At 66.2% G+C, this 13207-nt stretch carries 11 protein-coding genes; 5 read left to right on the top strand and 6 right to left on the bottom strand.

All coding sequences use genetic code 11. The annotated features are described in order from the left end of the window. Window positions 1-72: 72 nt before the first annotated feature. The 3 genes from CRO22_RS14360 to CRO22_RS14350 form a co-directional block, all read right to left on the bottom strand. Complete coding sequence (locus CRO22_RS14360; protein WP_097070856.1) at window positions 73-609, bottom strand: bactofilin family protein; 537 nt, start codon at window positions 607-609, stop codon at window positions 73-75. After that, window positions 599-1915: a M23 family metallopeptidase gene (locus tag CRO22_RS14355; RefSeq protein WP_097070855.1), complete on the bottom strand. Its 1317-nt coding sequence runs from the start codon at window positions 1913-1915 to the stop codon at window positions 599-601. The genes CRO22_RS14360 and CRO22_RS14355 overlap by 11 nt, the downstream gene beginning before the upstream one ends. A gap of 294 nt (window positions 1916-2209) precedes the next feature. Further along, on the bottom strand, window positions 2210-2686 hold the full coding sequence (locus CRO22_RS14350) for a peroxiredoxin (protein WP_097070854.1): 477 nt from the start codon (window positions 2684-2686) through the stop codon (window positions 2210-2212). Between the two features lie 90 nt (window positions 2687-2776). On the opposite strand from CRO22_RS14350, the gene CRO22_RS14345 reads away from it, so the two are divergent. The 5 genes from CRO22_RS14345 (at window position 2777) to lpdA (ending at window position 10784) form a co-directional block, all read left to right on the top strand. After that, the gene (locus CRO22_RS14345; protein WP_141399451.1) at window positions 2777-6085 is read left to right on the top strand and encodes a hypothetical protein; all 3309 of its coding nucleotides are present in this window, start codon (window positions 2777-2779) and stop codon (window positions 6083-6085) included. A 2-nt stretch (window positions 6086-6087) separates the two neighbouring features. After that, window positions 6088-7143, top strand: a complete 1056-nt coding sequence (queA, locus tag CRO22_RS14340) for a tRNA preQ1(34) S-adenosylmethionine ribosyltransferase-isomerase QueA (protein WP_097070878.1) — start codon at window positions 6088-6090, stop codon at window positions 7141-7143. A 95-nt stretch (window positions 7144-7238) separates the two neighbouring features. Then, window positions 7239-8570: an MFS transporter gene (locus CRO22_RS14335; RefSeq protein WP_097070852.1), complete on the top strand. Its 1332-nt coding sequence runs from the start codon at window positions 7239-7241 to the stop codon at window positions 8568-8570. Between the two features lie 132 nt (window positions 8571-8702). Further along, on the top strand, window positions 8703-9266 hold the full coding sequence (locus CRO22_RS14330) for a DUF924 family protein (RefSeq protein ID WP_097070851.1): 564 nt from the start codon (window positions 8703-8705) through the stop codon (window positions 9264-9266). A 123-nt stretch (window positions 9267-9389) separates the two neighbouring features. Next, the gene (gene lpdA, locus CRO22_RS14325; protein WP_097070850.1) at window positions 9390-10784 is read left to right on the top strand and encodes a dihydrolipoyl dehydrogenase; all 1395 of its coding nucleotides are present in this window, start codon (window positions 9390-9392) and stop codon (window positions 10782-10784) included. 72 nt (window positions 10785-10856) lie between these two features. Here lpdA and CRO22_RS14320 read toward each other — a convergent pair whose 3' ends face one another. The 3 genes from CRO22_RS14320 to CRO22_RS14310 form a co-directional block, all read right to left on the bottom strand. Further along, on the bottom strand, window positions 10857-12236 hold the full coding sequence (locus tag CRO22_RS14320) for an L-serine ammonia-lyase (protein WP_097070849.1): 1380 nt from the start codon (window positions 12234-12236) through the stop codon (window positions 10857-10859). A gap of 123 nt (window positions 12237-12359) precedes the next feature. Next, window positions 12360-12674: a hypothetical protein gene (locus tag CRO22_RS14315; protein WP_097070848.1), complete on the bottom strand. Its 315-nt coding sequence runs from the start codon at window positions 12672-12674 to the stop codon at window positions 12360-12362. An 85-nt stretch (window positions 12675-12759) separates the two neighbouring features. Then, on the bottom strand, window positions 12760-13185 hold the full coding sequence (locus CRO22_RS14310) for an SRPBCC family protein (protein WP_097070847.1): 426 nt from the start codon (window positions 13183-13185) through the stop codon (window positions 12760-12762). Between the last annotated feature and the right edge of the window lie 22 nt (window positions 13186-13207).

Below are 13207 nucleotides of genomic sequence, written 5' to 3'. Positions count from 1 at the left end.
GAGCGGCTGCCCGCATTCCGGCCAAACGCAAAAGGGCGGCCGAAGCCGCCCTCGCATACGCGCCCTGCGCCCTTACTTGCCGGCGGTCGGTTGCGGCGCGGCCGGCGCTTTCGGTGCCGCCGCGGGCTCGGGGGCCATCAGCTTGGGGGCATTCGCGCCCTGCAGCGGATCGTCCTGACGCTGCACCGATCCCTCGAAATGCGCGCCCGATTCGATCGCGATCGTCTTGTGGATGATGTCGCCCTCGACCTTGGCGGTGGAGGTCAGGCGCACCTTGAGCCCACGCACGCGACCCACCACACGCCCATGCACCACGACGTCATCGGCGACGATCTCGCCCTTGATCGTGGCACTTTCGCCCACGGTCAGCAGATGCGCGCGGATGTCGCCCTCGACCACACCTTCGACCTGAATGTCGCCGGTGGTCTTGATATTGCCCATCACCGTGAGATCGGAGGAGAGCACGGAGGCGGCCGGTTTCGCGCGCGGCGCCGCAGCGGGGACAAAATCGCCCAGCGGGCGCGAAGGCGCAGGCGCGGCTTCGGGCTTTTTCTCGGAATCGGGGGCCGTTTTCGGGCCGGGTTCGTGGATCTTGCTTTTAGAAAACATCCTGAGCCGCCTTGATGAAGGTCATCGGGTTGATGGGGGCGCCACCCACCCGGATTTCATAGTGCAGATGCGGTCCGGTGGACCGTCCGGTATTTCCAGTATCACCGATCACCTCCCCGCGCGACACTTTTTGCCCGACCCTCACGCGGATTTTGGAGAGGTGCCCATAGACCGTGGAAACCCCGAATTCATGGCGCAACTTGATGACGTTGCCGTAACCGTTTTCCCAGCCCGCCTCTGCCACCACACCATCGGCGGGGGCGTGCACATCCATTCCCACCGGCCCGGCAAGGTCCACCCCGGCATGCAGCCGCCCCCAGCGATAGCCGAAAGGAGAGGTGAAACGATAGCCGCCTCGGAGCGGGATCGCAAAGGGCAGCTTGTCGACCGCGATCCGGTAGAGGTTCATTTCGTCGAGCCGCTGCAAGATGCCTTCGGCGCGCGCGGTATCGGCATCGGGCCCGGCAAAACCTTTCGAGGAGATCGCCGCGGGCAGGAGCGGCCCGCCGGTGCCGGAGTAGCCGCGCCGGATCTGGCTGAGAATGTCGTCGGGGTTCATGCCCGCCTTGCGGAACATCCTGTCGAGCGGCTCCATCGAGATCCGCACCGCCCCCTCGAGCGTGTCGAAAATCTCGTCGTGGCGCTCTTCGAGGAGGCGCCGGTCAAGCTCGGCCTGTTCGGCCTCTTCGCGGGCGGCGGTTGCGGCGCGGCTCGCCTGATCGCGTTCGGTCGCGGTGCGCGCGAGCGCCACGGTGAGCAGATCGACGGTGCCGCCCATGTCGCCGATGCGGGCGGTGAGCCGTTCCGAGCTTTCCGCGCCGGTGCCGCGCGCGGCAGCCAGCTTTTCGCGCGCCTCGTCGCGTTCGGCCATGGTGCGCTTGAGCGTGGATTGGATCACGTCAATCCCGGTTTCCAGCTCGCGGCGGCGCTCCTCGGAGGCCAGGAGTTGCGATTGCATTTGCGAGACCTGTCCGAGCGCCATCTGGAAGCGGTCCTGCGCGGCGAGTGCTTCGGTGGCGCGCTGGTCGCGTTGACGGGCGAGAATGTCGAGCCGGCTTTCGAACTGGGCCTTGGCGATCTGCGCCTGTTCGCGCGCGCCGCCCGAGGAGATGCCATCGATGAAGAGCAGCGACGTGGCGATGACCGACCACAGAAACAGCATCCCCGCCAGAAACAGCGTCACCGCCTGGGTGAGCGGGCGCATCCGCACGAAGCGGGTCGCGTCTTCCGATTTCAGAAACAGCCGCTGTTCGGGCAGCCAGGGGTCGAGCACGGTGTTGACGCGGTCGAGGATACGGCGGGGCAAGGCGATCTTCCTGTCGGTTGCGGGCCGGCGAGGGTACGGCCCTGTCCTCCTCCCGGGCGCGCCTTGCGCTGCCGGGACCGCGTGAGGCTTAGCAAGGGGAAGAACCGGGCTGCAACCCGTTTTGCCCGGCGATTGGGCTAATCTGCCGATGACGGCGCGGAACTGCGCAAGATCCTGCCGAAGCACGCTCTTTTTGCGCGAGAGTGCTCTTTTTATATCGCCTCATGGTTGAAAATCCCTTACCGGGCGCGAGGAGATGCGCCGCGCCCGGAAGATCTGTGGAGGCGGGCGGGCTCAACCGAGCGCCCGTACGGCCTCCAGCACCGCCTCGGCATGGCCCTTGACCGAGACCTTCGGCCAGGCCCCCACGACCTTTCCTTCCCCGTCAATCAGGAAGGTGGCGCGCTGGATCCCCATCGAGATCTTGCCATACATGTTCTTTTCGACCCAGGTGCCATAGGCCTCGCAGGTGGCCCCCGTCTCGTCGGAGACGAGCTTGATGCCGAGCCCGTGCTTTTGGCAGAATTTCTGATGCGCCTTGGGGCCGTCTTTCGAGATCCCGACGACGGTCGCTCCGGCTGCGGTGAATTCGGTCGCGAGGCGGGTGAAATCTAGCGCTTCGGTGGTGCAGCCCGGGGTGTCGTCCTTCGGATAGAAATAGAGCACCACCGTGCCCGGTCGCAGCGCCGAAAGCGTGAGCTCGGCCGCCTCGGTGCCCGGATCGGTGAGCGGCAGGGTGAAATCCGGCGCGTTTTCGCCGACAGCGATCATTTGCGTTCCTCCATGGCAGATGCGAAGGTTAAGCTAGGGCAGAATGAAGCGCCGTCAAAGCGGCGCCAACAGGCAGCAGCGAGCGGAGTGTTGCAGGGCATCGACAAGGAGCAAAGGGACGCCACCGGGGCGCCGCCCGTCCGGCGGCGTTGGCGTCGGCGGCTCGGGATCTGGATGGTGCTCTCGGTTGCGCTGCTCTTGCCCTGCGCGCTGGTTGGCTTTCTGGCGCTCAGCCATCTGCCGGTTGCAGTGCCGCAAGGGGTGGTGAGCCTTCTGGAAACGCGCGCCAATCGGGCCCTCTCCGGCCGGATCGGGCTGCATATCGGCGGCGCGGCGCTTGCGGTCGAGCCGGGTTTCGTGCCCGAGGTGCGCCTCAGCCTGGTGCAGCTTGACCAGCCTTCGGGCCTGCCGATCGCGGCGCTGCCCGAGATTCGCGCGCAGTTCCGGCTGGCCGGGCTTCTCTCGGGGCGAATCGAGCCGCAAAACCTGAGCCTGCGCGGCGCGCGGGTGGCGCTCTTCCGCCGTGCTGACGGGCGGCTCGACCTCGCCTTGCCCGAGGCTGAGGACGGGGCTGCGCTTGCCGGGCTCGACCTGACCGACCCGAACCGGCTCACCGATGCGATCGAGGCTTTCTTTGCCACGCCGGTACTGGCCCCGGTTGACGAGATCACCGCCGAGGATCTGCATATCCGCCTTGTCGATGCGCGCACCGACCGGGTCTGGGAGGTGCGCGACGGGCAGGTGCGGCTCACTCAGGACGCCGAGACGATTGCGCTCAGCCTCGGCTTCGATGTGGGCGAGCGTGATCGGCTGCCGGCGCAGGTGGCGCTCACCGCCTCAACTTCCAAGCGGAGCCATCGCGCGGCCTTTGGCGCGGCGGTCACTGAGGTTCCGGCCGCCGATCTGGCGGTCCAAAGCCCGGCGCTGGCCATCCTCGGGCTGCTCGATGCGCCGATCTCTGGCACGATTCATTCGGGCATCACCGAAGCGGGCGAGATGGAGCGGCTTGACGCGACGCTGCGCATCGGTGCGGGCGCGCTGCACCCGGTCGAGGGAGCAAAACCGGTTGATTTCGAGGGGGCCGATCTGCGGCTCCATTACGACCCGCTGGAGCGACGCGTCGATATCGACCGGCTTGATCTGCAAAGCCGGGCGCTCCGGCTGGGCGCCTCCGGGCAGGTGCTCCTGCGCGATTTCGAGAGCGGGCTGCCGCGCGAGGCGCTCGCTCAGGTCGCGCTTTCCGACATTCAATCCGACCCGGAGGGTCTTTTTGAGACACCCGCCCGGATCTCGCGGGGCGCGCTCGACCTGCGGCTTCGGCTCGATCCGTTCCGCGTTGATCTCGGTCAGGTCCAGCTCGTCGAGGGGACGCGACGGGTGGAAGGACGGGGCAACGTTTCGGCCGGGCCGGAGGGCTGGACCGTGGCGTTTGATGCGGCGGTGGGAGAGATCACCTCGGCCGATCTGCTCGCGCTCTGGCCGAAGGCGCTGGTGCCGCATACCCGCGACTGGTTGTTCGAGAATGTCGCCACGGGACAGTTGCGCAATGTGCGCGCGGCGGTGCGGCTCCGACCCGGCGCCGAGCCGCGGCTTGAGCTTGGCTACGAGTTCCGGGGCGCCGATGTGCAGGTTCTGCGCACGCTGCCACCGGTGCGCGCCGGCCGGGGCTTTGCCGGGATCACCGAGAATCGCCATACGCTGATGGTCGAGGAAGGGCGGCTCGTGGCCCCCGAGGGCGGTGAGATCGAGGTGGCGGATTCGGTGATGACCGTGCCCGATATTCGCGAGAACCCGGCGCGGGCCGAGGTGAAGCTCGTCACCCGCTCGCCGATCCCTGCGGCGCTCTCGCTCCTCGATCAGGAGCCGTTTCATTTTCTTTCCAAGGCGGGGCAGCGCCCCGACATTGCCAGGGGCTGGGCAGAAGCGCATACGACGCTGAAATTCTTGCTCGAAAAGCACATCCGCGCCGAGGACGTGGCGTTCGAGGTTGAGGCACGGCTTACGGATGTGCAGTCCGAAAAGCTCGTGCCCGGCCATGTGATCGCGGCCCCCGTTCTGCGGCTGAGGGCCGATGGTGCGGGGATGACCGTGGCAGGGGCGGGGCGGTTCGACATCGTGCCGTTTCAGGGCCGCTGGACGCAACGCTTCGGGCCCGAGGAGCGGGGACATTCGACGGTCGATGGCTTTGTCGAGGTCACCCCTGCCGGGCTCGAGCATCTGAAGATCGGCCTCCCGAAAGGCGCGGTGGCGGGGGCGGGCTGGGGGCATCTGGCGCTCGATCTGCGCAAGGATGCGCCCACGCGCTACGATTTCCGAACCGATCTCAAGGGGTTGACACTTTCTATTCCGGAGGTCGGCTGGTCGAAGGCGGCGGCAACGAAAGCTCTTCTGACGCTCGCGGGCACGCTCGGGCCGGTTGCCACGGTCGAGAAGCTGACCGCGGAGGCGCCGGGGCTGAGCGCTGCCGGCCGGATCGAGTTGAGCGCCTCGGGGTTCAAGGCCGCGCGGTTTGACACGCTTACGCTCGGGCGCTGGTTCTCCGGCGCGGTCGAGCTGACCGGGCGGGGAGTGAACCGCCCGCCCGATATTGCGGTGCGCTCAGGCAAGCTCGACCTGCGCGCGCTGCCGGATCTTGGCCAGGGGCGCAACGGTTCGGATGGCGGCGCGATCTCGGCACGGTTCGATCAGGTGACGGTGACCGACGGGATCGTGCTCACCGGCCTTGCAGGGCGGTTTGCCAATCGGGGCGGGCTTACGGGCGATTTTGACGCGACGCTGAACGGCGGGCCGGCGCTTTCGGGGCAGGTGGTGCCGCACAAGGGGCGGGTGGCGGTGCGGATCTTGGCCGATGATGGTGGCGCGGTGCTTGCGGCGGCCGGGATCTTTGCGAAGGCCCGCGGCGGCAAGCTCGATCTCGCGCTCTTGCCGCTTGAGGCGAAAAGCTATTCGGGCTCGGCAAAGATCACCAATCTCAAGGTGCGCGATGCGCCGGTGCTGGCCTCGATGCTCTCGGCCGCCTCGGTGATCGGGCTGCTGGAACAGCTGAACGGCGACGGCATCCTCTTTTCCGATGTTTCAAGCACCTTCCGCATCACGCCGCAGGGGGTCTCGGTGGAGACGGGCGAGGCGATCGGCGCCTCGATGGGGGTGACGATGACCGGCGCCTATTACCCCGAAACCAAGGCGCTGAAGATGGAGGGGGTGGTCACGCCCTTCTATCTCGTCAACGCGATCGGGCAGATTTTCGCGCGCAAGGGGGAAGGGCTCTTCGGTTTCACCTACCGCATCGACGGCACAGCGGATAGACCGCAGATCTCGATCAACCCGCTCTCGATCTTCACGCCCGGCGCGTTTCGGGAGATTTTCCGCCGCCCGCCGCCGCAGCTTGTGACCGAATGATGATGACGCTCGATGATTTCGACTTCGATCTGCCCGAGGGGCTGATCGCAACCCGCCCTGCACGCCCGCGCAGTTCGGCAAAGCTTCTTGTGGCGAAGGGGGGCGACCTCCGCGATCTGACGGTGGCGGATCTGCCCGCGCTGTTTCGGCCCGGCGACCGGCTGGTGCTGAACAATACGAAAGTGATCCCGGCACGGCTCTCGGGGCGCCGGAGCCGCGCCTCGGCGCGAGGCGAGGTGGTGGCGAAGGTCGAGGTGACGCTTCTGGAGCCTGCGGCAGGGGGGGAGTGGAGCGCGCTCGCCAAGCCTCTGCGCAAGCTCAGGGAGGGCGAGGAGATCGTTTTTTCCGGGGCGCTTTCGGCGCGGGTGATGGCGATTGCCGAGGGGCAGATGCGGATCGCCTTCAACGTGACGGGCGCGGATTTCGATGCCGCGCTGGCGGAGGCGGGGGCGATGCCGCTGCCGCCCTATATCGCCGCGTTGCGCGCCCCCGACGAGGCCGACAAGAGCGATTATCAGACCGTCTTCGCGCGCCATGCGGGGGCCGTGGCGGCGCCCACGGCGAGCCTGCATTTCACCCCGGAACTGCTTGAGACCTTGCGCGAAAACGGCGTCCAGTTCACCGAGGTGACGCTTCATGTGGGCGCGGGCACGTTTTTGCCGGTGAAGGTTGCGGATGTCACCACGCACCGGATGCATGCGGAATGGGGCGAGGTCTCCGAACAGGCCGCCGCCGAGATCAATGCGACCAAGGCCGCGGGCGGGCGGGTGATTCCCGTTGGCACCACGGCGCTGCGGCTGATCGAGAGCGCGGCCGGGGAAGATGGGCGGGTTGCTCCCTTCCGCGGCACCACCGATATCTTCATCTATCCGGGCTACCGCTTCCGCGTCACCGATGCGCTGATGACCAATTTCCATCTGCCGAAATCGACGCTGCTGATGCTCGTTTCGGCGTTGATGGGGCAGGAACGGATCCGGGAAATCTATGCCCATGCGGTGGCAAGGGGGTATCGCTTCTTTTCTTATGGCGATGCCTCGCTGCTGTTCCCGGAGCCGTGAGGGCGCCCTGTCGCTTCGGGGGGTGACGCCACCCGCGGCACAGCCTATTCTTTGTGCTCCGCCTGCATGACCTTGATGAAGCGAGTGACTCACCGATGCTGACCGTTTTGCGCACCACCTGGCCGCTGCTTCTGGGGATCATGCTCCTGATGGTCGGCAACGGCATGCAGGGCACGCTTCTGGGCATCCGCGGCGCCATCGAGGGGATCGGCACCTATCAGATGTCGGTGGTGATGGCGGCCTATTTTGCGGGCTTCCTGTTCGGTTCGCAGATGACGCCGATCATGATCCGCCGCGTCGGCCATGTGCGGGTGTTCGCGGCGCTGGGCTCGCTCATTTCGGCAGTACTGATCCTCTATGCCGCCTGGCCGAACTGGCTGGCCTGGGCGTTGATGCGGGTGCTGATCGGGTTCTGCTTCTCGGGCGTCTATATCACCGCGGAAAGCTGGCTCAACGCCTCGACCCGCAACGATCTGCGCGGCCGCGCGCTCTCGGCCTATATGATCGTGCAGATGATCGGCATCATCTCGGGGCAGGCGCTGATGAACGTGGCCGATCCGGCGGGCTATCTGCTCTTTGTGATCCCCTCGGTGCTCGTCTCGCTCGCCTTCACGCCGATCCTGCTTTCCGCCGGGCCCGCGCCCGCCTTTGCCGAGGTGCGCCGCTTGAGCCTGCGCAAGCTCTTTGCGATCTCGCCGCTCGGTGTGGTGGGCATCTTCCTGATGGGTGGCACCTTCGCCGCGCTTTTCTCGATGGTCTCGGTCTGGGGCACGCAGGTCGGGCTCTCGGTCAGCCAGATCTCGCTGTTTGTTGCGGCGATCTATTTTGGCGGGCTTGTCGCGCAATTTCCGATCGGTTGGCTCTCTGACCGGATGGACCGGCGGCGGCTGATCCTCTGGGTCGCCGCGGTGGGGGCGGCGGCGATGCTGGCCGCCTATGTCCTCGCGCCGGGGCTCTGGGTGCTGCTGTTTCTGAGCGCGGTGATCGGCGGGGTGGCGAACCCGCTCTATGCGCTCCTGCTCGCCTACACGAACGATTATCTCGACAGCACCGATATGGCCGCCGCCTCGGGCGGGCTTCTTTTCGTCAATGGCGTGGGCGCCATCACCGGTCCGCCGGTCACCGGCTGGCTGATGGAGACGCTCGGCCCGGGCGGCTTCTTCCTCTATGTCGGGCTGCTGATGACCGGGATCGTACTTTACGCGCTCTGGCGGATTCTGCGCGCGCCCGACCGGCAAGGGGCCCACCCGGCCGCATTCGCAGTGGTCTCGCCCGGCGCGACGGCGCTCGCTGTTGAGGCGGTGCTTGATGCGGGCAGTGAGGCCAGTGCGGCTCCTGTCTCTCCGGAAGCTGCCAAAACCGCAGATGCAGCGGAAAACCCGGCCGAGCAAAGCCCGGAAAATACGCAAAAATCACCCCAGGGTTGAGGCGTTTGCCTGTTATTTGGGCGAACCGCAAAATTTCTGCGTCGCAGAACCTCGCCGACGTCTGGTCAGGCTTGCGCTTCTCGCCTGCTCGGTCAGGCTTGGTTTACTGCTCAACCGATATGGGGGTCCTGAATGGAGCCGATCAAGGAGCTGATCGCGTTCTGGCACGACATCGTCGGCCCGGAACGCTGGTATAATGCTACGCCCGAACTTGATGAAGAGATTCTCCGCCGCTATTCGGCGCTCTGGCAGCGCGCCCAGGCGGGAGCCTGCGATGACTGGTCCGAGACACCGGTGGGGGCACTCGCACTGGTGATCTTGCTCGATCAATTGCCGCGCAACATGTTCCGCGGCTCGCGTCAGGCTTTTGCCACGGATGCGCAGGCGCGCAAGGTGGCCGAGATGGCGATCGGGAATGGCTTCGATATGGAGATCGAGGATCCGCTGCGGCAGTTCTTCTATGTGCCCTTCATGCATTCGGAAAATATCGCCGATCAGGAAAAGGGCGTGCGACTGGCCGAGGAGCGGATGCCCGACGAGCATCTGCTGCATGCCAAGGCGCATCATGCGGTGATCGCGCGCTTCGGCCGTTTCCCCTGGCGCAATGAGCTGGTGGGGCGCTATTCCTCGGATGAGGAGGCGGCCTTCCTCTGGGCGGGCGGCTATGACCGGATGCTGGCCTCGCTCGACCGCTGAGCACCGATCACAGCGACTCGCAACGCGCGCCCCTCCGGGGGCGCGTTTTCAATTCTGGGTGCGGCTTCTTGAAGCGGGGGCGGAAATAGTTTAGCACCAAACCATCTTTTGATGGAGGATCCGATGGCCGCGAAGAGCTTCGACATGATCGTTATCGGTGCGGGGCCGGGCGGCTATGTGGCCGCGATCCGCGGCGCGCAACTGGGCCTGAAGGTCGCGGTGGTCGAGCGCGAGCATCTGGGCGGCATCTGCCTGAACTGGGGCTGCATCCCGACCAAGGCGCTGCTGCGCTCGGCGGAAGTGTTCCACCTGATGCACCGCGCCAAGGAATTCGGCCTTTCCGCCGAGAAGGTTGGCTTTGACCTCGAAGCCGTGGTGGCGCGCTCGCGCGCCGTCGCCAAGCAGCTCTCGGGCGGCATCGGCCATCTGATGAAGAAGAACAAGATCGCGGTCTTCATGGGCGAGGCCACGCTGCCGCGCCAAGGCGTAGTGGCGGTGAAATCCGGCGATACCGTCGAAGAAATCACCGCGAAGAACATCGTGCTCGCCACCGGCGCGCGGGCACGGCAACTGCCCGGGCTCGAAGCCGATGGCGAATTGGTGTGGAGCTACAAACACGCGCTGGTGGCCAAACGCATGCCGAAAAAGCTGCTCGTCATCGGCTCGGGCGCGATCGGGATCGAATTTGCGAGCTTCTTCAACACGCTCGGCGCCGAGACGACAGTGGTGGAAGTGCTCGACCGGGTGCTGCCGGTGGAAGATGCCGAGATCTCTGCCTTCGCGAAAAAGCAGTTCGTGAAACAGGGGATGAAAATCCTCGAAAAGACCACGGTGAAGCAGCTTGATCGCTCTCCCGGCAAGGTCGTGGCCCATCTTGAAGATGCCAAGGGTGTGACGACCGCGGAATTCGACACGGTGATTTCGGCGGTCGGCATCGTCGGCAATGTCGAGGGGCTCGGGCTTGAGGCGCTTGGGGTGAAGATCGATCGCAGCCATGTGGTGGTCGATGACTTCTGCCGCACCGGTGTGGCGGGGCTCTATGCGATTGGTGACATCGCCGGTGCGCCCTGGCTTGCGCACAAGGCGAGCCATGAGGGCGTGATGGTGGCCGAACTCATCGCGGGCAAACACGCCCATCCGATCAAGCCCGGCTCGATTGCGGGTTGCACCTATTGCCACCCGCAAGTGGCGAGCGTGGGGCTGACGGAGGCCAAGGCGAAAGAGGCGGGCTACGCGGTCAAGGTCGGCCGCTTCCCCTTCATCGGCAACGGCAAGGCGATCGCGCTTGGCGAGGCCGAGGGGATGGTGAAAACCGTGTTCGACGCCAAGACGGGCGAGCTTTTGGGCGCGCATATGGTCGGCGCCGAAGTGACCGAGATGATCCAGGGCTATGTGATCGGGCGCACGCTCGAGACGACGGAAGAAGATCTGATGCAGACCGTCTTCCCGCATCCGACGCTGAGCGAGATGATGCACGAATCGGTGCTCGACGCCTACGGGCGGGCGCTGCATATCTGAGCGGGCGGGGGGGGGGAGGCTGCCCCCCGCTGCATGCTGAGCCCGCCCAAGGAGGGCGCGCTTCTCCCGAAATCAGCAGTTCGGAACGTTCACCGCAAGCCCGCCGAGGCTGGTTTCCTTGTAATGCTCATGCATGTCACGCCCGGTCTGGCGCATCGTCTCGATGGCCGCGTCGAGCGGCACGAGATGGGTGCCATCGCCCCGCAGCGCGAGCGAGGCCGCCGAGATCGCCTTGATCGCGCCAAGCCCGTTTCGCTCGATACAGGGCACCTGCACGAGCCCTTTCACCGGGTCGCAGGTCATGCCGAGATGATGCTCGAGCGCGATCTCGGCGGCGTTCTCGATCTGCTCGGGGGTGCCGCCAAGTACGGCCGCCAGCCCCGCCGCCGCCATCGCCGCGGCCGAGCCGACCTCCGCCTGACAGCCGCATTCCGCGCCAGAAATCGAGGCATTGGTCTTGATGATCCCGCCCACGGCGGCGGCGGTGAGAAGGAATTCCCCGACCCGAGAGGAGGTCGCGCCCGGCACATGGTCGAGCCAGTAGCGGATCACCGCGGGCACCACACCTGCCGCGCCATTGGTGGGGGCAGTCACCACTTGCCCGCCCGCGGCATTCTCCTCGTTCACGGCCATCGCATAGCAGGAGATCCAGTCGTTGATCGTATGCGGCGCGGCGAGGTTCATGCCGCGCTCGGCCAGCAGCGCCTCGTGAATTGCCTTGGCGCGCCGCTTGACGCGCAAGCCCCCCGGCAGTTCACCCGCCCCCTCAAGCCCGCGCGTGAGGCACTCGTTCATCACCTGCCAGACCCGCGCGAGCCCGGCGGTGATCTCTTCCTCGGAGCGGTAGCGGCGTTCGTTGCGCCATTTCATCTGCGCGATCGTCAGCCCTGAGCCATGTGCCATCGTCAGCATTTCTGCGGCGGAACGGAAGGGGAAGGGCACCGCCGAAGGGGTGGAGAGCGCGCGGTCATCCACGGCGGCATGCTCGGCTTCCGTCAGCACGAAGCCGCCGCCGATCGAATAATAGGTCTCGCGCAGGATCACGTCGCCCTCGGCATCGAGCGCCTCGATCACCATGCCATTCGCATGGCCCGGCAGCGCCGCGCCATAGTCGAAAATGAGATCATGATCGGGGTCGAAGGCGAGCGGAGTGAGCCCCTCCGGGCAGAGCCGGTGGCTCTCGCGGTTTGCGGTCAGCGCGGCCTCGGCGGCCTCATGCTCGTAACTCTCGGGCAGGAATCCGGCGAGGCCGAGGATCGTGGCGCGGTCGGTGGCATGCCCCTTGCCGGTAAAGGCGAGCGAGCCGTGCAGATGCACCCGCAGCCCTTTTGCATGGAAGGGCGAGGCGCGCAGCGTCTCAAGAAACCGCCCCCCCGCCACCATCGGCCCCATCGTATGTGAGGAGGAAGGGCCGACGCCCACCTTGAAAATATCGAAAACGCTCAGAAACATCGCCGTCTCCCTTTGCGCCACCCTAGCGCCGGGTTCAGGGCAGGAGACAGCGCGAAAGCGACATTTGCGCGCACGCGAGCGGAATGCGGCGCGGATGTGCGGCGGGAGGCGAAGATGCGGGGCTCAGACGCGCGCCGGCAAACGCTGGCGCGCCGTGCGGGCCGAGGTCTCCTGCAGCCCGTGCACGAGCGAGATCCCCATGAAGCCATGATAGAGGATCGAGGCGCCCAGCAGATGCAGGATATAGATCCAGCCCGAGGAGATCGCGCCGCCGATGATCACGAAAACGGAGGCGACGACCGAGATCACCAGAGAGAGCAGCATCGCCCGGCCATTGGGGCCGCGGCGGCGTTCGGTGATGGCGCGACGTTCCAGCTCGGCCGCGCCGAACAGGAGCGCGAGCGAAAAGAGCGTGTAAAGCGTGAGCAGCCAGACCATGGTCTCTCCTTTCGGGGATCACCGGGATCCCCGGGGCAAAATAGCACCGGGGGCAGCCCTGTGCAACGCCGAGGGGGGAATGGGCTCAGCGCATGGGGGCGGTGCCCTCGCATTCGGCCTTCAGCCCGGCCAGTGTCTGCACCATCCCCGCTTCGATCGACCGGCCCGCGGTGAGCGCGAGCAAAAAGCCGAGCGGCCCGCCGTAGCTCAGCCAATGCTGTGTGGTGCAGCCCGTCTCGGTTGCCTCAAGCCGATGATGAAAGCGCAGTTTTGCGAGTGGCAGCGGGCTTTCGACGGTGAAGGAGCGCCCATGCGTCACCTCCGTCACCACGATCGCCGAGCGCGGCCCCTTGCGCGGCTTGAGCCAGCCGCGCGCGCCCACGAGCAGCCCCTCGGGCAATGAGACAGAGCGCACTTCCGGATCCCATTGTGCCCAGCTTTCCACCGCCTCATAGCGGGCGAAAACCTCCTGCGGCGTGGCGGAAATCGCGATCGACTGCGGCTTGCCCATCAGACCCTCCGAGATGCTCGAT

Source organism: Rhodobacter maris (genome assembly GCF_900217815.1).
Classification (GTDB): Bacteria; Pseudomonadota; Alphaproteobacteria; order Rhodobacterales; family Rhodobacteraceae; genus Rhodobacter; species Rhodobacter maris.
The sequence above is the reverse complement of the archived record's forward strand: the minus strand, read 5'-3'. Positions and strand labels throughout refer to the sequence as shown.